This window comes from Streptomyces sp. NPDC059718 (assembly GCF_042733315.1).
In the GTDB taxonomy this organism is placed as follows: domain Bacteria; phylum Actinomycetota; class Actinomycetes; order Streptomycetales; family Streptomycetaceae; genus Actinacidiphila.
The window spans coordinates 32,109-57,079 of record NZ_JBHWGA010000044.1 but is presented as its reverse complement, the minus strand read 5'-3'; the positions used below and the strand labels follow the sequence as shown (position 1 = coordinate 57,079).

Genomic DNA, 24,971 nt, shown 5'->3' with positions numbered 1-24,971 from the left:
GTCCGCATGCGAATCGTGGTACTGGCCGGCGGCATCGGGGGAGCCCGTTTCCTGCGCGGCCTGAAGGCGGCGGCGCCGGAGGCGGACATCACCGTCATCGGCAACACCGGCGACGACATCCACCTGTTCGGCCTCAAGGTCTGCCCCGACCTCGACACCGTCATGTACACCCTCGGTGGCGGGATCCACGAGGCACAGGGCTGGGGCCGCGCCGACGAGACGTTCACGGTCAAGGAGGAACTGGCCGCCTACGGCGTCGGGCCCGAGTGGTTCGGCCTCGGCGACCGCGACTTCGCGACCCACATCGTGCGCACCCAGATGATCGGCGCGGGCTATCCGCTCAGCGCGGTCACCGAGGCGCTGTGCGCGCGCTGGAAGCCGGGAGTGCGGCTGATCCCGATGACCGACGACCGGATCGAGACGCACGTCGTCGTCGACGACCCGGACGCGGGCCCAGGTGGCGGGCGCAAGGCGGTCCACTTCCAGGAGTACTGGGTGCGGCTGCGGGCCTCCGTCCCGGCGTACGCGGTGCTGCCGGTCGGCGCGGAGGGCGCCAAGCCGGCGCCCGGCGTGCTGGAGGCGATCGGCGAGGCGGACGTCATCCTCTTCCCGCCGTCCAACCCGGTGGTGTCGGTCGGGACGATCCTGGCCGTCCCCGGCATCCGCGAGGCCATCGCCGAGGCGGGCGTGCCGGTGGTGGGCCTCTCCCCCATCGTCGGGAACGCGCCGGTGCGGGGCATGGCCGACAAGGTGCTGGCGGCGGTCGGCGTGGAGTCCACGGCGGCGGCGGTCGCCGCGCACTACGGCTCCGGCCTCCTGGACGGCTGGCTGGTCGACACCGTCGACGCCGGAACGGTGGACGAGGTCGAGGCCGCCGGCATCCGGTGCCGGGCCGTGCCGCTGATGATGACGGACCTGGACGCGACGGCCGCGATGGCCCGCGAGGCGCTGACGCTGGCCGGGGAGGTGAGGGCGTGATCGCCTCCTACCGTGTGTGGGCCGTCACGGGCATGCCCGAGGTCGAGCCCGGCGCGGACCTGGCCAAGCTCGTCGCGGCGAGCACGCCGGAACTGGCCGACGGCGACGTCCTCGTCGTCACCTCGAAGATCGTCAGCAAGGCCGAGGGGCGCGTGGTGCGCGCCACGGACCGCGAGGCCGCGATCGACGCGGAGACGGTGCGGCTCGTCGCACGGCGCGGGCCGACCCGGATCGTGGAGACCCGGCACGGCTTCGTCATGGCCGCGGCCGGCGTGGACGCCTCCAACACGGCCCCCGGAACGGTGCTGCTGCTGCCCGAGGACCCGGACGCCTCCGCCCGCGCCATCCGGGCGGGGCTGCGGGACGCGCTCGGCATCAACGTCGGCGTGGTCGTCACCGACACCTTCGGGCGGCCCTGGCGCGAGGGCCTGACCGACGTGGCGATCGGCGCGGCCGGGCTGCACGTGCTGGACGACCTGCGGGGCGCCACGGACTCCCACGGCAACGAACTGGCGGTCACGGTCACGGCCTTGGCCGACGAGCTCGCCGCGGCCGGTGACCTGGTGAAGGGCAAGTCCACCGGCTCGCCCGTCGCCGTCGTCCGGGGTCTGGACCGCCTGGTGCTGCCCGCGGAGGAGGACGGCGAAGGCGGCCGCGCCCTCGTCCGGGTCGCCGCCAACGACATGTTCCGGCTGGGCACTTCGGAGGCCGTCCGCGAGGCGGTCTCCCTGCGGCGCACGATCCGCGAGTTCACCGACGAGCCCGTCGACGGGGCGGCCGTACGGCGCGCCGTGGCCCTCGCGGTCACCGCGCCGGCGCCGCACCACACGACGCCGTGGCGCTTCGTGCTGCTGGAGTCCGAACCGGCACGGGTCCGGCTGCTGGACGCCATGCGCGAGGCGTGGATCGCGGACCTGCGCCGCGACGGCCGCAGCGAGGAGTCCGTCGCCAAGCGGGTGCGCCGCGGCGACGTCCTGCGCAAGGCGCCGTACCTGGTGGTGCCCTGCCTGGTCGCGGACGGGGCGCACGACTACCCGGACGCGCGGCGGTCGGCGGCGGAGCGCGAGATGTTCGTGGTCGCGATGGGCGCGGCCGTGGAGAACTTCCTGGTGGCGCTGGCCGGCGAGCAGTTGGGGTCGGCGTGGGTGTCCTCCACGATGTTCTGCCGCGACGTGGTGCGCGAGGTGCTGGACCTGCCGGAGGACTGGGACCCGATGGGCGCCGTCGCCGTCGGCCGCCCCGCCGCGCCCCCGAAGGAGCGGCCGGGGCGGAGCGCGGAGGCGTTCATCGAGGTGCGCTGAGCGCGGGGCGCAGACCGGTTCGCCGGCGGAAATGGGGCGGCCCCCCGCCCGCGTGCCGTGATCTCATGTGCCCATGGCGGGCATGAGCATCACCGTGTGTCTGCCGGGGGCAGCGCCCGACCTGGTGGACGAGGCGATCGCCGACGCGATGGCACCGTTCGAGATGGACGGCACACGGGACCGGGAACTGGGCATCTGGGACTCCTGATACATCACCGGCGGCGAGGCGATGGGCGGCGGGTTCAACGTGCTGCCCGGCCATGAGCGGGATCCGAGGTTGATCCGGTCGCGCCGGTGGGACAGGAAGTCCGAAAGGCTTCCCAACGACTTCGGCTGGTGCGCGGGCGGGCCCCGTGAGCTCCTCGACTTCTCCGCGTCGCACGAGGAGGCACGCCGCCTGGCGGAGGCGGCCTGGCGGCGGTGGCACGAACTGGCGGCCGAACTCCCGCCGTCCAGCCCGTGGTTCGGGAGGTACGACCGCGAGCAGGCCTCGGCGGACTACCGTGCCCAGCCGCTCGTGAAGGCCTTCGACGCCTATGTCAGGACGTTGCCGAAGGAGCGCTATCGGTACTGGTTCCTCACATTCCTCGACCCGGTCGTCGATGTGGGGCGCACCGAGCGCGAGACGTTTGTCGGGCAACAGGTCTCCTCGTCCCTGCGCACACGCAACGTGCTCACGCTGAACGGCTGGTGGTACGAGGACGGCGGACCGGGGATCCACGGTGAGTGCAACGGCCCCGCGACCTGCCCGCACGAGCCCGAACTGCCCGTGGGGCAGGAGCGCGTCGACGGCTACCTGCGGGACCTTCCCGGGGACACGCTCCTGGTCAACGTGAAGTGCCACGTGTGAAACGGCGGACGCGGCGGGGCGACCCACGCACGCCTCGCAGGCACCGTCACAGCGGCACGATGTTGCCCGGCGCCATGCGCGGGGCGCGGCGTGGGGGGCGGCGGCCGGTGAGGAGGATGAGGCGGGCGGCGCGGTGGCGCTGGCCGGCGTAGGGCTCGAGGAGTTCGAGCATGGTGGCGTCGTCGCAGCGGTGGGCGCCGGTGAGGGCGTAGCCGACGGTGTGCGGCAGGTGGAGGTCGCCGACCGTGATCGCGTCGGGGTCGCCGTTGCTGCGCTGCAGGGTCTCGGCCGCGGTCCAGGGGCCGATGCCGGGAACGGCCTGGAGGCGGGCGAGGGCGTCGGCGGGGGCGAGGGTGGTGGCCTGCTCCATGCGGGCGGCGGCGCGGGCGGCCCGGACCGCGGCGGCGGAGCGCTTGCCGTCGACGTTCGCGCGGTGCCACTCCCAGGAGGGGATCATGGCCCAGCCGCGGGCGTCGGGCATCACGCGCATGCGCAGTTCCTCGCCGGGGCCGGGAGCGGGCTCGCCGAAGCGCCACAGCAGGACCCGCCAGGAGCGGTAGGCCTCGTCGGAGGTGACCTTCTGCTCGAGGATCGCGGGGATGAGGGACTCCAGCACCAGGCCCGTACGGGTCAGCCGCAGGCCGGGGTTGCGGCGGTGGGCCTCGTGGACGACGCGGTGCCGGGCGGTGAAGGCGGCGGGGTCGTCGGCGTCGCCGAGCAGGCCGGGGAGGCGGTCCAGGAGCCAGTCGGCGCCGGGGCCCCAGGCCTCGGCCTCGACCTCGCCGCCGGAGGGGCGGGCGATGCGCAGGGTGCCGGGGCCCTCGGGGGTGCGCGAGGCCCGGTAGACCGCGCGGTCGGCGCCGACGCGGAACGCGGGGTCGCCGGGGCCGCGGCGCAGGGGGCCGAGCGTGAGGCCGAGGTCCAGGGGGCCGCGAGGGGTCCAGCGGCGGGTGCGGCCGGGTGTGCGGGGGCCGGGGACGCGGCCGGTCGCGGCGCGGAGGAGTCGGCTCTGCTCGGGGTGCACCCTCCGAGCGTACGGTGTGGGCCGTCCGGCTTCCGGGTTTCCGGCCGGTGGGCGGGGTGCGCCCACCGGCCGGGGCCCGGGGCGGTCACCGGCCGGCCACCGGTCGGCTACTGGTCGGAGGAGAAGCGGACCGCGCCGTCCAGGATGACCGCGCCGCACCAGATGCGCACCCCGTGCCGCAGTTCGTTGTCGGCACCGATGTGCGCCGAGTCGCCGATGACGGAGCCGTGGACGACGGTGCGCTCGCCGATGACCGCCCCCGCGCCGATGAGGGAGTCGACGACGGTCGCGCCGGGGTGGACGACGGCGCCCGCCAGGACCAGGCTGCCGTCGACGACCGCTCCGGAGCCGATGACGGCGCCCGCGGAGACGGCGGTGCCGCCGGTGAGCTTGGCGTCGTCGGCGACCCTGGCGCCCTCCAGGACGAGGCGTTCCCCGCAGCGGCCGGGGACGGCCGGGGAGGGCGCGTGGCCGAGGACGAGGTCGGCGGAGCCGCGGACGAAGGCGTTCGGGGTGCCGAGGTCGAGCCAGTAGGTGGAGTCGACCATGCCCTGCAGGTGGGCGCCGTCGGCCAGCAGGCCGGGGAAGGTCTCACGCTCGACGGAGACCGCGCGGCCGGTGGGGATGGAGTCGATGACGGAGCGGTCGAAGACGTAGGCACCCGCGTTGACCTGGTCGGTGACGATCTCCTCGGGCGTCTCCGGCTTCTCCAGGAACGCGGTGACGCGGCCGGTGGGGTCGGTCGGCACGAGCCCGAAGGCGCGCGGGTCCTCGACCCGGGTCAGGTGGAGGGAGACGTCGGCGCCGGAGTCCCGGTGGGTGGCGACCAGGCCGGCGATGTCGAGGCCGGTGAGGATGTCCCCGTTGAAGACGAGGACCGGGTCGCCGGGGGCGGAGTCCAGGCGGTCGGCGACGTTGCGGATGGCGCCGCCGGTGCCGAGCGGCTCGTCCTCGGTGACGTACTCCAGGCGCAGCCCGAGGGCGGACCCGTCGCCGAAGTGCGGTTCGAAGACCTCGGCGAGGTAGGAGGTCGCCAGGACGATGTGCTCGACACCCGCCGCGCGCGCCCGGGCGAGCTGGTGCGTGAGGAACGGGACACCGGCCGCGGGGACCATCGGCTTGGGCGTGTGCACCGTCAGGGGGCGCAGTCTGGTGCCCTTGCCGCCGACCAAGAGGATCGCTTCAGTCACCTGTTTTTGTCTCCGCTTCCTGGCGGGCCGAACGCATGAGCGGCCAATCTTATGCAGGGTGCGATCAGCGGCCCTGGAGCCCCGCCGCGGTGCGGCGGATGATGCCGAGATCGTCGTACAGCTCCGTTCCCGGGCATTGCGTGGCGAATCCGTCCCGGTGGCCCGAGATGACGTTCATGCGGACCCGCGTACCCTTCGGGTACTTGTTGCTCCCTCCGGACACCAGGTATGTCATGCCCTCCGGGTCACGGCCGTAAATTCCGAGTTTCCACGCGGCGAGCCGGGCGACGGCCGACAGGGCCTCGCTGGTGGGCTGCTCCTCGGAGTAGTCGCCGAGCACGGCGATGCCCATGGTGTGCTCGTTGAAACCGAGGGTGTGCGCGCCGAAGACGGCCTTGGAGACGCCGCCGCTGCGGCCTTCGTAGATGTTTCCGCACTTGTCGACGAGGAAGTTGTAGCCGATGTCGCGCCAGCCGCTGCTCTTGACGTGGTAGCGGTAGATACCGCGGATGACCGAGGGGGAGTCGGAGCACTCGTAGTCGTTGCCGGTGGCGGTGTGGTGGACGAAGATCGCGCTGACGTCGTCGGTGAGCTCCGAGTCCTCGCTGCGCAGTTGCTCGTCGGCGCCCCAGCCGAACCGGGTGACGATGCGGGGGCGCGCGCCGGTGAAGCGCTGCCCGGTGAGCGCCTCGGTCTGGGAGCGGCTGAGCGCGGGGACGAAGGGGGACTCGACCGGGGTGCCCGAGGTGTCGCTCGGGTCCGCGGCGGTGTCGGTGGTGGTGCCGTCCTGCGGGTGGCGGCCGCCGAGCGGGTAGCCCCCCTCGCTGGGGCCGACGCCGTCGAGCGGGTCGCCCACCTCGCTGGGGCCGACGCCGTCGAAGGGGTCGCCGCCGTCGTAGGGGCCGCCGCCGTCGTAGGGGCCGCCCGTGGTGCCACCGCCGTCCGGGCCACCGCCGTCCGGACCGGTGCCCCCCGGACCGGCGGGGCCGGGGTCCAGCGCGGCGTCGGGGTCGAGGTAGCTGCCGCCCAGGTCGTCGCCGGGGCCGTCGCCGGACGCGTCACCCGGTTCGTCCCCGGGGTCGACCATCTCCAGTCGCAGACCCTTGGGCAGGCCGGGCCGCACTCCGCGCCTGCCGGTGGGGGCCTCGGGCACGACCCGCACCTCGACTCCGTCGGAACGGCCGACCCACAGCGGGGCGGTCGCGCCGCGCACCGCGGAGGCCGAGCCTTCGGGCGAGCCGGCGTCGGGAACGTCGTCGTTGTGCGCCTCGACGGTGCGCCAGCCGGACCAGATGCCGGTGCCGGTGGCGCGGGTCCGGACCTGGACGGTGCCCCGCAGGTCGGTGCCGACGTCGTCCCAGGTGATGCCGATCAGCGAGAACGGCCGCACGGCACGGGCGGGCAGCCCCTGGGCGAGCGGGGTGCCGATGGCACGGCCGGAGGTGGCGAGCGGGGCCAGCGGCAGGGTGTGGGTGTCGCCGGGGGGCGTGCCGGCGGCGGCCGCGCGCGCCGGCGCGTGGATGGTGGCGGTGGCACCGGAGGGGAAGGCGAGCGGCAGGGCGAGGGCAGCCATGCACGCCGCGGAGATCGACGTCGCAAGAAGTGCACGCATGGGAAGAACAGTTACATAAGGCCCCAGAACGCGCAGCCGGGATCTGACGGGCTGTCCTCTTCTGCCGGTCCATCAGAGGCACCCGGGACGCCACCGCCTGACGTAGCCTGGGCCGCGTGACATCGACTGCCCGTACACCCGCCGACCTGCTGCGTTCCGCGCTCGCGGCGGACCCCGCCCGGCCCCTGGTCACCTTCTACGACGACGCCACCGGCGAACGCGTCGAACTGTCGGTGGCCACCTTCGGCAACTGGGTGGCCAAGACCGCCAACCTCATCCAGGACGAACTGGGCGCCCAGCCGGGTGACCGTGCGGCACTGCTGCTGCCGGCGCACTGGCAGACCGCGGTATGGGTGCTCGCCTGCTTCTCCACCGGCGTGGTCGTGGTGCCGGGCGGCGACCCGGGCGAGGCCGACCTCGTGGTCTCCGGCCCGGACACCCTGGAGGAGGCCCGCGCCTGCTCCGGCGAGCGGGTCGCGCTGGCGCTGCGCCCGCTGGGCGGCCGCTTCCCGCAGCCGCCGGAGGGCTTCCTCGACTACGCGGTCGAGGTCCCCTCCCAGGGCGACCGCTTCGTCCCGTACGCGCCGGTGGACGCGGACGCGCCCGCGCTGGAGCTGCCGGGCGGGGAGGAGCTCACCGGCGCGCAGGTGGTCGAACGGGCCCGCGCGTCCGCCGCGGCCCTGGGACTGACGGCCGGGGCGCGGCTGCTCTCGGGCCGGCCGTACGGCGACTGGGACGGTCTGGCTGCCGGGCTGCTGGCACCGCTGGCGGCGGACGCCTCCGTGGTGCTCTGCCGCAACCTGGACCGGCTTCCCCCCGCCGACCTGGACAAACGCCGGGAGAGCGAGCGGGTGACCCACACGGCGTAACCCCGCACCGGCCCACCGTTCCCGAAGACCTCGGACGGAACTGAACAACTCCGCACAACCGAGGACGGGTTTGGACGGTCTCTATAGGTGACCTGATCATCAGCAGCACCTGTAAGGACGGGCCCGGACGTGACCACGCCAGCCGATTCGCCGGAAGCCGAGGACGCCCCTCCCGCCGACACCCCGACCGCCGACACCCCGCCGAGGAAGCGCCGCCGCACCTGGCTGCGCGTCCTCGCCGTCGTCGTCTCCCTGGTGCTGCTCGCGGGGGCCGGGGTCTCCTGGTACCTGTACAAGCAGCTCGACGGGAACATCCACACGGACACGGACACCGCGCACGAGTTGATGCGCGTGCGGTCCGAGCGGCCCAAGGTGCTGCCCGAGGCGACCACCGCCGAGAACATCCTGCTCCTGGGTTCGGACAACCGTGGCGACGGAAACGGCAAGTACGGCCAGGACACCGGCACCCAGCGGTCGGACACCGCGATACTGCTGCACCTGGCCGCGGACCGGAAGAGCGCGACGGCGGTCAGCCTGCCGCGCGACCTCATGGTCGACATCCCCTCCTGCCGGCGGTCCGACGGCAGCATGACCAATCCCCAGTTCGCCCAGTTCAACTGGGCGTTCGAGTTCGGTGGCGCCGCCTGCACGATCCGTACGGTGGAGAAGCTGACCGGGATCCGCGTCGACCACCACCTCGTGGTGGACTTCAACGGCTTCAAGAAGATGGTCGACGCGGTCGACGGCGTCGAGGTCTGCGTCCCGCACGCCGTGCACGACCAGGACGCGCACCTGGACCTGGAGGCCGGCCGCCAGGAGCTGCACGGCGAGCAGGCACTCGGCTACGTCCGGGCCCGCAAGGGCATCGGCGACGGCAGCGACACCCAGCGCATGGACCGCCAGCAGCAGTTCCTCGCCTCCCTGGTGCAGAAGGTCGACTCCACGGGCGTGTTGCTCAACCCCGCCAAGCTCTACCCGCTGCTGGACGCCGCGACCTCCTCGCTCACCGCGGACGAGGGTCTCGACTCGCTGGCCGAGCTGTACGAGCTGGCGCAGAGCCTGCGCAAGACGCCCACGGACCAGGTGCGTTTCCTGACCGTGCCGCGGCGTCCGTACACGGCCGACCGCAACCGTGACGAACTGGTGCAGCCCGCCGCGGACGAACTGTTCACGACCCTGCGCGAGGACGGGCAGGTGACCGTCGAGGGCGACGAGGGCACCGGCTCCGGCTCCGCCAGCCCGACGGCCGGCGGAACCTCCACCGCCTCTCCCGCATCTCCTACACCGTCGGGGTCGGCGAGCGCCTCCCCCTCGTACCGCGGCACCACCGCCGACCGCGACGTGTGCGGCGGCAGTGGGGATTGAACAGTTTGTCCAGGTGTAGGAGAGCGGAATTTGTCAGCGACGGGCGTACACGCTGAACTGTGGGGTTAGTGTGAGCGATCCGGCCTGTTGCAGCGGCCGAGACGGAGGACTCGATCGACCGTGGACACGCAAGGCCGTAGGCAGCACGTCGACCCGGCGGATCAGTGGGTTTTCGATCCCGAGACGGGCAGCTACCAGTTGCGGCTGGACCCCCCGCAGCAGCCGGAACCCGGCGTCCCCCCACAGGGGGCGGGCCGGCGGACACAGCGCGTCCAGCCGCAGGGCGGAAGCCGCGCACGGCAGGGCCGTTCCGGCGCCGAGGGCGAGGGCCGCGCCACGACGGGCGGCCGCTCCCCCGAGGGCGGCCGCGCGGCGGGCACCGGCAGGGCGGCGGGCGGCAGCCGGGCAGGCGGCACCAGGGGCGAGGGCGGCGGCCGGGCGGCCGCGCGCACCAGCCGGCGCCGGCCCAAGTCCCGGAAGTCCGCCAAGAAGCGGGCCCTGATCTGGACCGCCGGCACGCTCGGGGTCGTGGTCATCGCGGCGTGCGTGGGCGTCTACGCGCTGTACCAGCAGCTCAACGGCAACATCCACACGATCGACCCGGGCATCGGCTCCAAGAACGCCACGTCCACCGGGCCGGTCAACATCCTGGTCATCGGCACCGACAGCCGGCAGGGCCTGAAGGGCAAGTACGGCGACGCGGCCAACGTCGGCCACGCCGACACCACGATCCTCTTCCACGTCTCCAAGGACCGCTCCAATGCGACGGCGCTGAGCATCCCCCGGGACATCATCACCGACATCCCGGACTGCCCGACGAAGCAGTCCGACGGCTCCACGAAGATCATCCCGGGTGAGAGCGACGTCCGCTTCAACACCAGCCTGGGCCAGTACGGCCGCGACCCGGGCTGCACGATGCGCACCGTCAAGGCATTGACGGGCATCACCCCGGACCACTTCATGATGGCCAACTTCGACGCGGTGAAGGACCTGTCGACGGCGGTCGGGGGCGTAGAGGTGTGCCTGGCCAAGGACATCGACGACCCGGACTCGCACCTGAAGCTGGACAAGGGCCGGCACATCGTCGCGGGCGAGCAGGCGCTGGCCTTCGTCCGCACCCGGCACAGCGTCGGCTTCGGCGGCGACCTCAGCCGCATCCAGCTGCAGCAGCAGTTCCTCGGCTCGATGATGCGCACGATGAAGTCCGGCGACACGCTGACCAGTCCGACGAAGCTGCTCAAGCTGGCGAACACGGCGACGAAGGCGCTCACCGTCGACACCGGCATCGGCAGCGTGCCCAAGCTCAGCCAACTCGCCAAGGACCTGAGCCGGGTCGACACCAAGAACATCACCTTCGCGACGGTGCCGGTGATAGACAACCCGGCCGAGAAGGTGCACGCCACGGTGGTGCTGGACGAGACCAAGGCGCCGCAGCTGTTCACCATGGTGCGCAACGACGTCTCGCTCACCGAGGTGAAGAAGAAGCAGAAGGCGTCCGACGCGGCCAAGCTCAAGGGCCCCAAGGCCGACGCGATCAACGTGCGGGTCGAGGTGCTGAACGGCAGCGGGGTCTTCGGCGCCGCCCAGGACACCGTCAACTGGCTGCAGAACGACGAGGGCGTCAACCGCTCCACCAACGGCGGCAACGCGCCCACCGAACTGCAGAAGACGACGCTGGAGTACGCCCCCAACCAGGCCGACCAGGCGCGCCGGCTGGCCGACATGATGGGGCTGCCGGCCTCCGCGCTCAAGCAGGGCACCGAGGACGCCGCCCCGCGCGCCAACATGACGCTCACCCTCGGCAAGGACTTCACGCAGGCGGGCACGCCGATCGCCCCGCCGACGAAGGCGCCCGAGGGCATCCAGAAGGTCGAGGCGGACGACAAGAGCGTGTGCGCCAAGTAGCCGCCCGGCACGGGCACCAGGGTCGACAGGGGTATCAGGGGTGGGAACCGGACGATGACGGACAGTCGTGTGCGCGATCTCGGCTGGGACGACAGCCTCTACGACGACCACCCGCGGGACGGGACGCCGCAGCGCGGCACGGACGCGGTGCGGGCCCCGCACACGGACCCGGGACGCGGCGGCGGACAGCCGGGCGGAAGACCGGACGGGCAGCCGGGCGCACGGCCGCCGCAGCGCCGCAGACGCCGGGTCGTCCGGTGGATCGCGGTCACCCTCGCGGTGCTCATACTCGGGACGGCGGGGGCCGGTTACGCGTACTACGAGCACCTCAGCCACAACCTCCGCAAGGGGAAGCGGAACAGCGGCGACAGCGACGTGGCCAAGGCGCCGACGAACGCGCTGAACATCCTGCTGCTGGGCGCCGACGGCCGTAACTCCGCGGAGAACCTCAAGCTCGGCGGCGCCAGGTACACCAAGGACGAACCGCCCCGCGCGGACGTGATCATGCTGCTGCACGTCTCCGCCGACCGCAGCAACATGTCCGTGGTGAGCATCCCGCGCGACACCCGGGTGCCGATCCCGAAGTGCACCGACCCCAAGACGGGCAAGAAGTTCGCCGCCACCACGCACGCGATCATCAACGAGAGCCTGGCGCGCGGCGGCCCCGGCTGCACGCTCGCCACCGTGCAGAACCTCACCAAGGTCTACATCGACCACTGGATGATGATCGACTTCGCGGGTGTGGTGAAGATGGCCGACGCGGTCGGCGGCGTCGAGGTCTGCGTGAAGCAGCCGGTGTGGGACCACCCGACCCCGCAGCAGCCTGGCGGCTCCGGGCTGAAGCTCGAGGCGGGCTCGCAGAAGATCACCGGCAAGAAGGCCCTGCAGTGGCTGCGCACCCGGCACGCCTTCGAGAGCGACCTCGGGCGCGCCAAGGCGCAGCACATGTACATGAACTCGATGGTGCGGGAGCTGCGCTCGCAGAACGTCTTCACCGACGGCGGGCGGCTGCGCGGCCTCGCCGAGGCCGCCACCAACGCACTGCAGGTGTCGGAGGAGATCGGTACCCCGAAGAAGCTCTTCGACCTCGGCATGCAGCTCAAGAGCGTCCCGTCGAACCGGATCACGATGCTGACCATGCCGCCGGTCACGGACACCGAGAACGACCAGCACTACATGCCGGACCCGGTGGCCGCCCCCAAGGTGTGGTCGCGGCTCGTCCACGACCTCCCCTTCGACGACAAGGGGAAGAAGAAGGCGAAGAAGGAGCCCACCGGGCCGGCGGCGCGGCCTGCCGCGGACATCCCGGTCTCGGTCGTCAACGGCACCGCGGGCGACGCCACGGGCACTCCCGTGAACGGCAGGGCGCGCGCCCTGGCCACGGCGCTGGCCCAAGGCGGGTTCGGGAAGGCGGCGGCGGCCACCGCACCGCAGCCGTCGGCGGCCACCGTGATCGAGTACCCGGCCTCCGGGGGCGCGCAGGGCCGCTCGGACGCGCTCGCCGTGGCGAAGCTGTTCAAGCTCCCCAGCGGTGTTGTGAAGGAATCCTCACATGTCGCTTCCGTCACACTCGTCGTGGGCGCGGACTGGCGGGAGGGGACGGTCTTCCAGGGTGCCGCCGACGACGACGGATCGCTGCCCACGAGCGCCGGGGCCCTGAACGGAGCGAATGATTCAGCCTGCATGGACGTGTACAGGCCATATCGCTGGGATCCCGGTTTGGGGTAATGCGCACGATCGTTTTACACAGGCGATAAGAAGCGAATGCCTTGACCCCGTCGCGGTTTATGTATCGTGACCTGCAACCATCCGCGAGCAGGGCTGTTCCGGTTCCACAGGACTTTGACAGTCGCACAGCTGAGAATCACCCACGATCCGCGCGCTGCGGCGCAACCGGTGACCGTAGTGACCAGCGCGTCATGGGAGGGCACACATGCGCCACGGCAGCATCCCCGGAGGGCGGAACGCCCCCTACGATCCTCACGAACCCGGATGGGACGACTCTCCGTACGGGGACGGTCACGGACAGCCGTACATCCCGCAGCAGCCCACCCCGCACCCGACGGTCCCGCAGCAGCCCCAGCGCGGCGGCTACCGCCCGCAGGAGCCGCAGCGCGGCGGGTACCCGCCCCAGGAGCCGTACGCGCCCTACCAGCCGGCGGACTACGAGGCCACGGGCTACGACACCGGGGGCTACGGCGACGACGGCCACCGGGCCGACTACGGCGCCTACGAGGACGACGGGGGCGACGGTGCGTCCACCGGCACCCTGACCGCGACGCAGGGCGACGGGGCGGACGACGACGGCCACGACGGCAGCGGCCGCCGCGGCAACCGCCGCCGCAAGAAGGGCAAGAGGCGCGCCCTGCGCTGGGTGGCGATCGTCACGTCGGTGGCGATACTCGGCTCGGCCGGCGCCGCCTACGCGTACTACCAGCACCTCAACGCGAACATCAAGAAGGACGCGCTGAACCTCGGCGACAGCCAGGCCGCCAAGAGCAAGGCCAACGCCGCCGGCCAGACCCCGCTGAACATCCTGCTGCTGGGCTCCGACAGCCGCGCGTCCAAGGCGAACCAGAAGCTCGGCGGCGCCAAGGCCGACGCCGACCGCAAGCCGCTCGCCGACGTCCAGATGCTGCTGCACGTCTCCGCGGACCGCAGCAACATGACCGTGGTCAGCATCCCTCGCGACACCCGGGTCACCATCCCCAAGTGCACCGACCCGGACGACGGGCAGGTCTATCCCGAGACCACGTCGGAGACGATCAACACGAGCCTCCAGCACGGCGGCCCCGGCTGCACCGTGGCGACCTGGGAGAAGCTCACCGACATATCCATCGACCACTTCATGATGATCGACTTCGCCGGCGTGGTGTCCATGGCCGACGCGGTCGGCGGCGTCCCGGTCTGCGTCAAGGGGAACGTCTGGGACAAGAAGTCCGGGCTCAAGCTCACCAAGGGCGACCACGTCATCAAGGGCAAGCAGGCCCTGCAGTGGCTCCGCACCCGGCACGGCTTCGAGGACGGCAGCGACATCGGCCGCACCCACGCCCAGCACATGTACATGAACGCGATGGTCCGCCAGCTGAAGTCCAGCGCGAAGCTCAACGACCCGGGCAAGCTGACGGGCCTGGCGGAGGCCGCCACCAAGGCGCTGACCGTCGACACCGGCCTCGGCACGGTCAAGAAGCTCTACGACCTGGGCAACGACCTCAAGGGCGTCCCCACCGACCGCATCACCATGACGACGATGCCCTGGGGCGCCGACCCGCAGAACCCGACCGCGCACGTCGTGCCGACCTCCGCGGCGACCAAGCTCTTCACGCTGCTCCGCAACGACCAGGCCGTGGACGGCAAGGCCGCGAAGAAGAAGAAGGCGGCCACGGCCACGGCCACCGCGAAGGCCTCGCCCAAGGGCGAGATCGCGGTGACGGTCCAGAACGGCACCGGCAGCACCTCGGTGCCCGCCACCCCCGGCCGGGCGGGCACGGTCACGGAGAAGCTGAAGACCCTGGGCTTCACCCAGGCCGAGTCCGACTCCACACCGCAGTCGCAGTCCGGCAGCACGATCACCTACGCGAGCGACGACGACCAGGCCGACGCCCTGGCCGTGGCGAAGGCGCTGAAGCTGCCCACGGGCGCGGTGAAGAAGTCCGCGTCCGCCGAGGGCATCACGCTGGTGATCGGCGCCGACTGGACCGCCGGGTCGACCTACCCGGCGGCCAGCAGCTCCGACACCAAGGAAGTGCTGGACAGCGCGAGCGCGCTCAACGCCTCCGACGACTCGGCGTGCATGAAGGTGAACCCCTACAACAGCTGGTAGGGGTCCACCCGCGGCATCACGCGTCGGCCGCCGCCCGCACCGCCGGGCGGCGGCTGGCGATGACCCGCCGGGCGAGCGAGCGCGGGCTGGTCAGGAAGCCGTAGCCCCACGCCATGTGCATCGTGGCGAGCGCCACCGGGATCTGCAGCCGTGCGCCGGCGGACAGGCCCCTGCCGGCCGGGAGCGAGCCCAGCGCGATGGCGGCGAGGTAGCCGCCGGGGACGACGAAGCCGAGCGGGGTGACCGCGGCGCCGACCACCACACCCGCCGCGATGGCCACGACGGCGGCCGGGGCGGCCAGGTAGCGCAGGTTGACCGAGCCCTGGTGGTAGCGGGTGACGACGCGGCGCCAGCGCCCGTAGTCCTTGTACTGCTTGGCCAGCGCGCGCACGCTGGGCCGCGGGCGGTACGAGACGCGCAGCTCGGGCGAGAACCAGATCAGGCCGCCGGCCTCGCGGATGCGGTAGTTCAGCTCCCAGTCCTGGGCGCGGATGAACTCCTCGTTGTACCCGCCCTGCTGCTCCAGCACCTCACGGCGGAAGACCCCGAGGTAGACGGTGTCGGCGGGGGCGGCGGCGCCGCCGGTGTGGAAGGCCGCGTTGCCGACGCCGATCTTCGAGGTCATGGCGGCGGCGACGGCGCGCTCCCAGTCGTTCTCGCCCTCGGCGTGCATGATGCCGCCGACGTTGGCGGCGCCGGTCTCCTCCAGCAGCCGCACCGCGGTCTCGATGTAGTCGGGCGAGAGCATGCCGTGGCCGTCGACCCGCACCACGACGGGGTGCCGGGAGGCCTTGATGGCGGCGTTCAGGGCGGCGGGGGTGCGGCCGGTGGGATTGGGCACCGTGTGGACGCGGGGGTCCTCCCGCACCAGCTCCGCCGCGATCTCGTCCGTGCGGTCGGTGGAGGGGCCGAGGGCGATGACGACCTCGAGCTCGCCCGCGTAGTCCTGTTCGAGGATGTGGCGGACGGAGTTGCGCAGGTGCCGCTCCTCGTCGAGCACCGGCATGATCACGGAGACGGCGGGCAGCACGTGGGGGGTCGCAGCGTTCACAGCCGGACACGTTACCGCGAACGGATGATACGAACACGTGCAGGCGGGCGGGGCTCATCCCGTACGACGGTATGACTCCTTAGCGTGACTCCATGACCGTCGCTCGTCGCCGTCAGCAGCCCATCGCAGCCGCCCGCCGGGCCCGGAAGCGGTCGCCCGTGCGCCGCGGGATGCGCGTCCTCGGCGCCGTCTCGCTGGGCATCCTGACCGCCAGCGGGATCGGGCACGCCGTCCTGGGGCACATGGACGACCGCCTGGCGCGGGTGGACGCCTTCGCCGGGATGAAGAACCGGCCCAACCCCACCAAGGGCACCAACTTCCTGCTGGTCGGCACCGACGTGCGCCGCGGGCTGACCGCGGCGCAGCGCACCGCCCTGCGCCTGGGCGGGGAGCCCTGCGACTGCACCGACACGATGATGCTGGCCCACCTGTCGCGGGACGGCAGGCGGGTCAGCGTGGTCGCCCTGCCGCGGGACTCGTACGCGGAGCTGCCCCGCCCCGGCAAGCTGAAGTGGGCCTGGGGGGTGGGCGGCCCCTCGCTCGCCGTCAGCACGGTCGAGAAGATGACCGGGATCAAGGTCGACCACTACGCCGAGTTCGACTTCGGCTCCTTCATGAAGACCGTCGACAGGATCGGCGGCGTCGACCTCTGCTTCGCCCAGCCGCAGCGGGACCCCTTGACCGGTCTCGACCTGCCCGCCGGCACGGTCCGCGCGGACGGCGGCACGGCGCTGCGGTACGTGCGCTCCGGCCACTTCCCCGGCAGCCCCGACCTCCCGCGGATGCTGAACCAGCAGCGGTTCCTGGCCGCCCTGGTCCGCCGGGTCACCGACATCGGGCTGCTGGAGAACCCGGTCAAGCTCGACCAGGTGGCCCGGGCCGCGCTGGGCTCGGTGCGCGCGGACCGGCAGACCAAGCCGGACGACCTGATCGCGCTCGCCACGGGGCTGCGGGGCGGCTTCGGGGCGCGCTCGGTGGAGTTCGCGTCGGTGCCCGTGGACGCCACGCCGTTCCGGGTGCAGGGGGTGGGCACGACCCTGCGCTGGGACGTCAAGGGCGCCGGGCGGATCTTCGACGCGCTGCGCGAGGACCGCCCGCTGACCGGCCCGGACGGCGGCCCCCTGGCCACGCCCAGCCCGTCGACGGCGCCCGAGCCGGAGCAGGTCGACGTGCCGCCCAAGTCGATCCGCGTCCAGGTCAACAACGGGACGACGGTCAACGGACTGGGGGCGCGCGTGGACAAGGAACTGCGCCGCCTGGGCTTCCGCACCACCGGTGCGCCCGGCAACACCGTCCGGCACGACGCGGAGTACACGGTCATCCACTACGACCCGGGCTGGGACCGCTCCGCCAAGGCCCTGGGGACGGCCCTGCCGTACGCCGAGCTGCGAGCGGTCTCCGGGCTGGGGTCGACGCTGCGGATCACCGTGGGCGCGGACTACGACGGCGTGACCCCGGTGCGGGCCGGTGAGCCGGACCCGCCCGCGCCGCCGCCGGTGGAGCTCCCGCCCGCGCGCGGCGACCGCGTCGCGTGCGGCTGAGGTCCGGGGCCGGCGACCGGGCGCCGTCAGTCCTCGAAGCCTTCGGCGGCTCGCTTCTCGCGCAGCTCCATGATCGCCCGGCGGCGGGCCAGCCGGTGCGTGCGGCGGATCTGCGCCTCCTGCAGACGGCGCCGGTCCCGGTCGGTCTCGGGCTCGATCTGGGGCACCGGGCGCGGCGCGCCCTCGGCGTCCACGGCCACGAAGACCAGGTAGGCGCTGGCCACCTGGGTCGCCGGGCCGGACTCGTTCCAGCGTTCGGCCAGCACGCGCACGCCGACCTCCATGGAGCTCCGCCCGGTCCAGTTGACCTGGGCCTGCACCTTGAGCAGGTCGCCGACCCGCACCGGCTCCAGGAAGGCCATCTCGTCCATGGCGCCGGTCACCGCGGGCCCCTCGGAGTGCCGTCCGGCGACGGCGCCCGCCGCGTCGTCCACGAGCTTCATGACCACGCCGCCGTGCACGGTGCCCAGCAGGTTCGTGTCGTGGTGGGTCATGATGTGCGCCAGCGTGATCCGCGAGGCGGACGTGGGCTTGAACGGGACAGGGTGCGGGGGTGGCTCCTCGAACATGGCTCCACCCTAAGCACTGCCGAGCCGTGCTCCTCCCCGGGCACACCTTGCCCGGCGGCGGGGGCGGGCGGATGCTGAGAAAGGGGCCGACGTCCCGAAGTCCAAGAGGTGATCCGCCATGGAGAAGACGTGGACGATCAAGCTGTCGCTGGAGGAGGACGGCAGCCGCACCGCCTGCACCGCCTCGCTCTCCGGGGACGGCGCCCCGGGCGTGGTGGGCCACGGCTATTCGCGGCGCAATCCGAACGACGAGCCGGACATGCGCATAGGGGAGGACGTGGCCGCCTCCCGGGCCTGCTCCAACCTGGCACACGAACTGCTGGAACAGGCCGCCGGAATGATCGAGACCCACACCAACGCCCCGACGCACCTCACCGGCTGAGAGCAGCCGGACACAACCGGTCACCGCATCACCGCGGTCCTGTGACCTTTGCATCAGCTCTGCTTCAGAAGCGCCACGGAGGCACTGCCGGGCAGGGCGGCAGGGCACACTGCGGTACATGAACGCATGGCCCGACGGTTGGTCCGACGACAGGAACCAGCGGCAGCAGCAGGTGTCCGAGCCGCCGCTGCCCCCCGAGCTGTCCCCGCGCCGTGCGGCGGCGGCTCCCGGCAGCGTGCCGCGCCAGCAGGCGTACGGCAGCGGCGTCCCCGGTCACGCAGGCCCGGGCGCGGGCCACGACGGCTACGGGGGCGGCTCGTACGGCCCGCCGTCCACCGGCGGCCGCACCTCACCGCCCGGCAGCCGCAAGCGGCGGGTGAAGGCCATCCTGATCGGTCTGGTCGTCGTGGTCGCCGCCTGGTCGATCGGCACCTACTTCTGGGCGGACGGCAAGGTGCGCCGCGAGGTGGACCTCGGCACGGTCATAGACCGCCCGGAGACCGGCGAGGGCACCAACTACCTCATCGTCGGCTCCGACAGCCGTGAGGGCCTGTCCGGCGAGCAGAAGAAGCAGCTGCACACCGGCTCCGCCGAGGGCAAGCGGACCGACTCGATGATGATCCTGCACGTCGGTGACAACGGGAACTCGCTGATCTCGCTCCCCCGTGACTCCTACGTCACGATCCCCGAGTTCAAGGGTTCCGAGTCCGGCAAGACGTTCGCCTCGCGCGGCCAGAACAAGCTCAACGCCGCCTACTCGATAGACGGACCGACGCTGCTGGTGCGCACGGTCGAGTACAACACGGGCCTGCACATCGACCACTACGCGGAGATCGGCTTCGCCGGCTTCGCGGGCCTCGTCGACGCGGTCGGCGGTGTCGAGCTGGACATCCCCCGCGACATCGACGACAAGAACTCGGGCCTGCACATCAAGAAGGGCAAGCAGACCCTCAACGGCGACGAGGCCCTGGCCTTCGTCCGCCAGCGCTACCAGGAGGCCGAGGGCGACCTGGGCCGCACCAAGAACCAGCAGAAGTTCCTCGCCGCCCTCGCGGGCCAGACGGCCACGCCGAGCACGGTCCTCAACCCCTTCAAGCTCTACCCCACGATGGGCGCGGGCCTGGACACGCTGATCGTCGACAAGGACATGAGCCTGTGGGACCTGGTGTCGATGTTCTGGGCGATGAAGAGCGTCTCCGGCGGTGAGGGCATCTCGATGAACATGCCGACCTCGGGCTCCATCAGCACCAACGTGGGCAGTGCCCTCAAGTGGGACATGCCGAAGGTCAAGCAGCTCGTCTCGGAGCTGAAGAACGACGACAAGGTCACGGTCACGTCCGGCTCCTGACCCCGTGGGACGGCCGAGGGGCCGGCCGGGCGCGCACACCGCGCCCGGCCGGCCCCTCCGCTCTTCCCGCCGGCGCCCGCGGGGCTCACGGGGTGGAGGAGCCCAGGCGGTCGAGGGAGTGGTTCGCCACGTACTCGGACATGGTGTCGTTGCGCATGGCCTCCCACAGCCGCGCGGTGCCGCTCTCGTCGAGCAGCACCACCGACTGGCCCTTGATCATGTCGAGCCCGCCGACCGGGGCGTTCATGAAGACCATGTCGCCCTCGCGCACCCCGCGCATGCTCCACATCAGGTCGCGCAGGTCCCCGTCGGAGAGCCGGTCGTCGACGCTGACCACACCGGTGACCCGGTCCAGCAACTCCTTCGCCTTCAGCGGGTTGCTCATGGAGTCCTTGGTCAGCGTCTTGGCGATCACCGCACGCAGGAAGGCCTGCTGGCGGTGGGTGCGGTCCAGGTCACCGCGCGGCAGGTCGTAGCGCCAGCGGACATACGCCAGGGCCTCCTCGCCGTTCATGTGCTTCCCGTCCAGGTCCACGCCGCCGATGTCGTCGGTGAGGGTCTTGAAGCCGCTCCAGTCGATGACGGCGAGGTGGTCGACCTTCACGTCGGTGAGCCGCTGCACGGTGTCGATCAGCAGCGGCGGGCCGCCCCAGGAGAAGGCGGCGTTCAGCTTGGCCTTGCCGTTCCCCGGGATCGTGACCCAGCTGTCGCGGGGCAGCGAGACCACGTAGGCGTGCTTGCGGTCGGCCGGCAGGTGCACCAGCATCATCGTGTCGCTGCGCTGGGCGCCGCGCTTCCACTCCGGCGCCTTGGCGTCCCGGCCGGTGGTCGGCAGCTCGGAGCGGGCGTCCACACCGACCAGGAGGAACGTTTCACCGCCCTTGGCGGCCGGCGGCTGCTCGCTCTCGGGCACCTTCGTCGGGAACACGTTGGGGATGCGGTCCACCTTGCCCGTGTAGTGGTCCACCGTCCACCACAACGTCCCGGCCACCCCCAGCACCCCCACGGCCAGCAGGACCAGCGCGCCCAGCAGCACCCTCCGGGTGCGACTGCGCCTCCTGCGGGCCGGCTCCGCCGTCTTCCCCGGTGCCGCTGCCCGCTCCGTTTCCGGGACCGCCGTCTCCTCGTGACCCACCGGATCCGTCGTCGTCATGACCCACCCCCACCCTGTGCACCCGCTCCCCACGCGTGCGTAGGGGGCATTGTGGCGCCTGGGACGGTGCCGTGCCCATGCCCCGGCCTCCTGCGGTGCACGCGCCGGGGAAAGCCCGGTCACCGCCCGGGGCTATGCTCAACATCGCAATCAGGCCACGACCTGGGAGGGACCGTCCGCATGGCGCTCAAGCTCACCGTGATCGGCACCGGCTACCTCGGCGCCACGCACGCCGCGGCGATGGCCGAGCTGGGCTTCGAGGTGCTGGGCCTGGACATCGACCCCGCCAAGATCGAGACCCTCGCGGCGGGCCGCGTGCCCATGTACGAGCCGGGCCTGGAGGAACTGCTGCGCCGCCACGTCGCCGGCCTGCCGGACTCCAGCGGGCGGCTGCGCTTCACCACCTCCTGGGAGGAGGTCGCCGCCTTCGGCGACATCCACTTCGTCTGCGTGAACACCCCGCAGAAGCACGGCGAGTACGCCTGCGACATGAGCTACGTCGACAGCGCCTTCGAGCTGCTCGCCCCGCACCTGGAGCGGCCCGCACTGGTCGTCGGCAAGTCGACCGTCCCGGTCGGCAGCGCGGCACGGCTGGCGGCCCGCCTGGCCGAGCTCGCCCCCGCCGGGGACGGGGCGGAGCTGGCGTGGAACCCCGAGTTCCTGCGCGAGGGCTTCGCGGTCCAGGACACCCTGCACCCGGACCGGATCGTGGTCGGCGTCGCCTCCGGGCACGCCGAGAAGCTGCTGCGCGAGGTCTACGCGACCCCCATCGGCGAGGGCACCCCCTTCGTCGTCGCCGACTACCCGACCGCGGAACTGGTCAAGACGGCGGCCAACGCCTTCCTCGCCACCAAGATCTCCTTCATCAACGCCATGGCCGAGGTCAGCGAGGCGGCCGGCGGCGACGTGGTGAAGCTCGCCGAGGCCATCGGCCACGACGAGCGGATCGGCAACAAGTTCCTGCGCGCGGGCATCGGCTTCGGCGGCGGCTGCCTGCCCAAGGACATCCGCGCCTTCATGGCCCGCGCCGGCGAGCTCGGCGCCGACCAGGCGCTGACCTTCCTGCGCGAGGTCGACTCCATCAACATGCGCCGCCGCGGCCACATGGTCGAGCTCGCCCGCGAGGCCTGCGGCGGCAGCGGCTTCCTCGGCAAGCGGATCGCGGTGCTCGGCGCGGCCTTCAAGCCCGACTCCGACGACGTGCGGGACTCCCCCGCGCTCAACGTCGCCGGGCAGATCCACCTCCAGGGCGGCCAGGTCACCGTGTACGACCCCAAGGCCATGGACAACGCGCGGCGGCTCTTCCCGACGCTCGGGTACGCCTCCACTGCGCTGGAGGCGGTCCGCGGGGCCGACGTCGTGCTGCACCTCACGGAGTGGCGGGAGTTCCGCGAGCTCGACCCGGCGGTGCTCGGGGCGGTGGCCGGGCGCCGGCACGTCATCGACGGGCGGAACGCGCTGGAGCCGGCGGTGTGGCGTGCGGCGGGCTGGACGTTCCGGGCGATGGGCCGCCCCCACGCGTAGCCCTCCGGGGGTGCGGGTTCTTCGTCTGCGGGTGCGTCGTGGTTGCGGCCCGGGGTGCGTTGTTTCCGCCCGGTGGTTGTGTGCGGCTCCGTTGTGTGTTGCGGTTGGGGGTTTCCCCGCCTCCCGCCCGATTGCCCGGCACGGTTGGTGCGAGCCTGCGCTCTGTTGGGTTGGGGTCGGTGGCGCGCCGGCGCACGTCCTCAGCGCTCGCGGTTTAACCCTGCAGTATTCGGCGCCGGGTCCCCCGCTCGTCGCTTCCGGGCGCACCCCGCCACACCCCCTCCCGCTGTGTAGGCGCATGACGGCCGGTGGGGGGTCAGGAGGCGAACCGGGGTCGCCGCGGGTGCCTTACTGAACCCCGTCCGGCCGTCAGTCGCCCCAACCGAACGGGAGGGGGTGTGGCGGGGTGCAGCCATGGGGGTCCCCCCGGCCGAAGGCTGGGGGAGACGAGCGGCGCACCCGGCGCCCAATGATGTGAACGTAAACCGCGAGCGCTGAGGACGTGCGCCGGCGCGGCCACGACCCCACAACGACCGCGCGAGGCGGTCACTGACCGCGCCGGGCAATCGGGCGGGCGGGCGGAGGGAGAACCCCCAACCGCAACCACAACGGCGGCGCACAAAGACGCGCCGAGGGCCCGGAGCGTGGCGCTCCGGGCCCTCGGCGTGCCGCGCGGGGGGCGGAACGTCAGTGGACGTCGCCCATGAGCCGGATGACGCGCTTGCGGTACGCGATGAAGGCCGCGCCCGCGGCGAGCGCCACGAAGCCCTGGACCGCGAAGGAGGTCTCCGACAGGAAGCCGTCGCCGATGACCAGCTGGAGGATGGCCGCCACGCAGTCGCCCGCCGTCACGGCGAGGAACCACAGGCCCATCATCTGGCTGGCGTACTTGGCCGGGGCCAGCTTGGTGGTGACCGACAGGCCCACCGGGGACAGGCACAGCTCGGCGGTGGTCTGGATCAGGTAGACCACGGCCAGCCACAGCGGGGTGACCTTGACGTCGCCCGAGGCGGCGGCCTGCGCCAGCATCATCACGACGAAGGAGGCGCCGATGCCGATGAGACCGAGGGCGAACTTCACGGTCGTGCTCGGGTTCTTCCGGCGCAGCCGCATCCACAGCGCGGCGAAGACCGGGGCCAGGGCCATCACGAACAGCGGGTTCAGCGACTGGAACCAGCTCTCGGGGAAGTCGAAGCCCCACAGCGTGGACGAGGTGTGCTCGGAGGCGAAGACCGTCAGGGTCGAACCGGACTGGTCGTAGATCATCCAGAACACGGCGGCCACGATGAAGAACCAGATGTAGCCGGTGACCTTGGTCTTCTCGTCCGAGGTGAGCTCCTGGTCACGACGGATGCGCGCGAAGTAGTACGTCGGCAGCGCCAGGCCCAGCAGGGAGAGCGGCCACAGTACCCAGTTGATCGTGAAGTGACCGGTGAAGGTGACCACGCCGTAGAAGACGACGGCGGCGACCAGCCACAGCAGGGCCTTCTTCATCAGACCGGCGCGCTCGGCGGCGTCCAGCGGCGTGGGGACCACGCTGGAGACCGGCGCGAGGTTCCTGGTGCCGATGAGGAACTGGGCGAGGCCGAGCGCCATGCCGACACCGGCGAGGGCGAAGCCCAGGTGCCAGTTGACCTGCTGGCCCACGGTGCCGATGACCAGCGGGGCGAGGAAGGCACCGAGGTTGATGCCGATGTAGAAGATCGTGAAGCCGCCGTCGCGGCGCGGGTCGTTGCGGTCCGGGTAGAGCTGGCCGACCATCGTCGAGATGTTCGACTTCAGCAGGCCGGAGCCCACGGCGATGAAGACCAGGCCGACGAAGAACGACGCCTTCACCGGCACGGCCAGCAGGAAGTGGCCGATCATGATGATCGCGCCGCCGATGGCGACCGTACGGCGCGGGCCCCACAGGCGGTCGGCGAACCAGCCGCCCGGCATCGCCAGCAGGTACACCGTGGCGGTGTAGACGCTGTAGATCGCACCGGCGGTGGCGGCCTTCATGCCGAGGCCGCCGTCCGTGACCGAGGCCGTCAGGTAGAGGACGAGCAGCGCCCTCATGCCGTAGTAGCTGAAACGCTCCCACGTCTCGGTGAGGAAGAGAGTGGCCAGGCCGCGGGGGTGGCCGAGGAAGTTCCTGCCGCTGAATCCGGGGTTCGGCGCGGCAAGGCCCTCAGTCAGGCTGGACGCCATGGGCTTTCCTTGCTTCTCGGGACGCGCTGCGAGAGCGGTGCGCGCCCGGGTGGGGGGTGACCGGCACCGGGGCGCACGAAGGCGCACCCGGGATCCACGGCCGACGCCTTCACAGGCGCGGCCCCGGCCTACAGGTCGTTGACTGAAATACTGGTGGGGACCGGTCCCGTCGCAGAAGGGTCCTTCGACGCGTGGGGCGCGCCGGAGGTCCCATGGGCTGTTACGGGCTTTTCGTTACCTTATGGCAGCGCAAGATGTGCTATATGGGATGACTTGAGATGTACCTCACAACAGTC

At 72.1% G+C, this 24,971-nt stretch carries 19 protein-coding genes and 1 pseudogene; 13 read left to right on the top strand and 7 right to left on the bottom strand.

Going from position 1 to position 24,971, the window contains the following annotated elements:
- The first annotated feature begins 6 nt into the window (after positions 1 to 6).
- From cofD to ACFV3E_RS35860, 4 genes are all read left to right on the top strand, one after another.
- The gene (gene cofD, locus ACFV3E_RS35875) at positions 7 to 978 is read left to right on the top strand and encodes a 2-phospho-L-lactate transferase (protein ID WP_500539025.1); all 972 of its coding nucleotides are present in this window, start codon (positions 7 to 9) and stop codon (positions 976 to 978) included.
- Complete coding sequence (locus tag ACFV3E_RS35870; RefSeq protein WP_500539023.1) at positions 975 to 2,279, top strand: coenzyme F420-0:L-glutamate ligase; 1,305 nt, start codon at positions 975 to 977, stop codon at positions 2,277 to 2,279. Before cofD ends, ACFV3E_RS35870 begins: the two co-directional genes overlap by 4 nt.
- 82 nt (positions 2,280 to 2,361) lie before the next feature.
- Positions 2,362 to 2,487 carry a hypothetical protein gene (locus tag ACFV3E_RS35865; RefSeq protein WP_500539021.1) on the top strand — a complete coding sequence of 42 codons (126 nt, stop codon included), beginning with the start codon at positions 2,362 to 2,364 and terminating at the stop codon, positions 2,485 to 2,487.
- Between the two features lie 69 nt (positions 2,488 to 2,556).
- Positions 2,557 to 3,129 (top strand): hypothetical protein, encoded by a 573-nt coding sequence (locus ACFV3E_RS35860; protein ID WP_500539020.1) that lies wholly within the window; start codon positions 2,557 to 2,559, stop codon positions 3,127 to 3,129.
- A 46-nt stretch (positions 3,130 to 3,175) separates the two neighbouring features.
- Here the strand turns inward: ACFV3E_RS35860 and ACFV3E_RS35855 are convergent, their stop codons facing one another.
- The 3 genes from ACFV3E_RS35855 to ACFV3E_RS35845 form a co-directional block, all read right to left on the bottom strand.
- A complete protein-coding gene (locus ACFV3E_RS35855; protein ID WP_500539018.1) occupies positions 3,176 to 4,153 on the bottom strand; it encodes a DNA-3-methyladenine glycosylase family protein in 978 nt (325 codons plus the stop codon).
- A 107-nt stretch (positions 4,154 to 4,260) separates the two neighbouring features.
- Positions 4,261 to 5,343, bottom strand: coding sequence for a mannose-1-phosphate guanylyltransferase (gene manB, locus ACFV3E_RS35850; RefSeq protein ID WP_500539016.1), 1,083 nt, complete (start codon positions 5,341 to 5,343; stop codon positions 4,261 to 4,263).
- Positions 5,344 to 5,407: 64 nt separating this feature from the next.
- Positions 5,408 to 6,955: a peptidoglycan recognition protein family protein gene (locus ACFV3E_RS35845; protein ID WP_500539014.1), complete on the bottom strand. Its 1,548-nt coding sequence runs from the start codon at positions 6,953 to 6,955 to the stop codon at positions 5,408 to 5,410.
- 116 nt (positions 6,956 to 7,071) lie between these two features.
- Between ACFV3E_RS35845 and ACFV3E_RS35840 the strand changes: the two genes are divergently transcribed.
- From ACFV3E_RS35840 to ACFV3E_RS35820, 5 genes are all read left to right on the top strand, one after another.
- Positions 7,072 to 7,824, top strand: coding sequence for a TIGR03089 family protein (locus tag ACFV3E_RS35840; protein WP_500539012.1), 753 nt, complete (start codon positions 7,072 to 7,074; stop codon positions 7,822 to 7,824).
- A 129-nt stretch (positions 7,825 to 7,953) separates the two neighbouring features.
- A complete protein-coding gene (locus ACFV3E_RS35835) occupies positions 7,954 to 9,189 on the top strand; it encodes an LCP family protein (protein WP_500539010.1) in 1,236 nt (411 codons plus the stop codon).
- A gap of 120 nt (positions 9,190 to 9,309) precedes the next feature.
- A complete protein-coding gene (locus ACFV3E_RS35830; protein WP_500539008.1) occupies positions 9,310 to 11,094 on the top strand; it encodes an LCP family protein in 1,785 nt (594 codons plus the stop codon).
- A 54-nt stretch (positions 11,095 to 11,148) separates the two neighbouring features.
- Positions 11,149 to 12,822, top strand: coding sequence for an LCP family protein (locus tag ACFV3E_RS35825; protein WP_500539006.1), 1,674 nt, complete (start codon positions 11,149 to 11,151; stop codon positions 12,820 to 12,822).
- A gap of 205 nt (positions 12,823 to 13,027) precedes the next feature.
- A complete protein-coding gene (locus ACFV3E_RS35820) occupies positions 13,028 to 14,917 on the top strand; it encodes an LCP family protein (protein WP_500539004.1) in 1,890 nt (629 codons plus the stop codon).
- A 16-nt stretch (positions 14,918 to 14,933) separates the two neighbouring features.
- Here the strand turns inward: ACFV3E_RS35820 and ACFV3E_RS35815 are convergent.
- Positions 14,934 to 15,986: pseudogene (locus ACFV3E_RS35815) on the bottom strand (glycosyltransferase family 2 protein); the annotation flags it as partial.
- A 74-nt stretch (positions 15,987 to 16,060) separates the two neighbouring features.
- Here ACFV3E_RS35815 and ACFV3E_RS35810 point away from each other — a divergent pair.
- Entirely contained in the window at positions 16,061 to 17,509 is a 1,449-nt protein-coding gene (locus ACFV3E_RS35810; RefSeq protein WP_500539002.1) for an LCP family protein, read from the top strand.
- A 26-nt stretch (positions 17,510 to 17,535) separates the two neighbouring features.
- Here ACFV3E_RS35810 and ACFV3E_RS35805 read toward each other — a convergent pair whose 3' ends face one another.
- Positions 17,536 to 18,078: an acyl-CoA thioesterase gene (locus tag ACFV3E_RS35805; protein WP_018559720.1), complete on the bottom strand. Its 543-nt coding sequence runs from the start codon at positions 18,076 to 18,078 to the stop codon at positions 17,536 to 17,538.
- 118 nt (positions 18,079 to 18,196) lie between these two features.
- Here ACFV3E_RS35805 and ACFV3E_RS35800 point away from each other — a divergent pair, with 118 nt between their 5' ends.
- Positions 18,197 to 18,460 carry a DUF1876 domain-containing protein gene (locus tag ACFV3E_RS35800; RefSeq protein WP_499512179.1) on the top strand — a complete coding sequence of 88 codons (264 nt, stop codon included), beginning with the start codon at positions 18,197 to 18,199 and terminating at the stop codon, positions 18,458 to 18,460.
- Positions 18,461 to 18,578: 118 nt separating this feature from the next.
- On the top strand, positions 18,579 to 19,808 hold the full coding sequence (locus ACFV3E_RS35795) for an LCP family protein (protein ID WP_500539000.1): 1,230 nt from the start codon (positions 18,579 to 18,581) through the stop codon (positions 19,806 to 19,808).
- Between the two features lie 85 nt (positions 19,809 to 19,893).
- On the opposite strand, the gene ACFV3E_RS35790 is transcribed toward ACFV3E_RS35795, so the two are convergent.
- On the bottom strand, positions 19,894 to 20,961 hold the full coding sequence (locus ACFV3E_RS35790) for an LCP family protein (RefSeq protein WP_500538998.1): 1,068 nt from the start codon (positions 20,959 to 20,961) through the stop codon (positions 19,894 to 19,896).
- A 180-nt stretch (positions 20,962 to 21,141) separates the two neighbouring features.
- On the opposite strand from ACFV3E_RS35790, the gene ACFV3E_RS35785 reads away from it, so the two are divergent.
- Positions 21,142 to 22,485 carry a UDP-glucose dehydrogenase family protein gene (locus ACFV3E_RS35785; RefSeq protein ID WP_500538996.1) on the top strand — a complete coding sequence of 448 codons (1,344 nt, stop codon included), beginning with the start codon at positions 21,142 to 21,144 and terminating at the stop codon, positions 22,483 to 22,485.
- Between the two features lie 687 nt (positions 22,486 to 23,172).
- Here ACFV3E_RS35785 and ACFV3E_RS35780 read toward each other — a convergent pair.
- The gene (locus ACFV3E_RS35780; protein ID WP_500538994.1) at positions 23,173 to 24,675 is read right to left on the bottom strand and encodes a peptide MFS transporter; all 1,503 of its coding nucleotides are present in this window, start codon (positions 24,673 to 24,675) and stop codon (positions 23,173 to 23,175) included.
- Positions 24,676 to 24,971 lie beyond the last annotated feature (296 nt).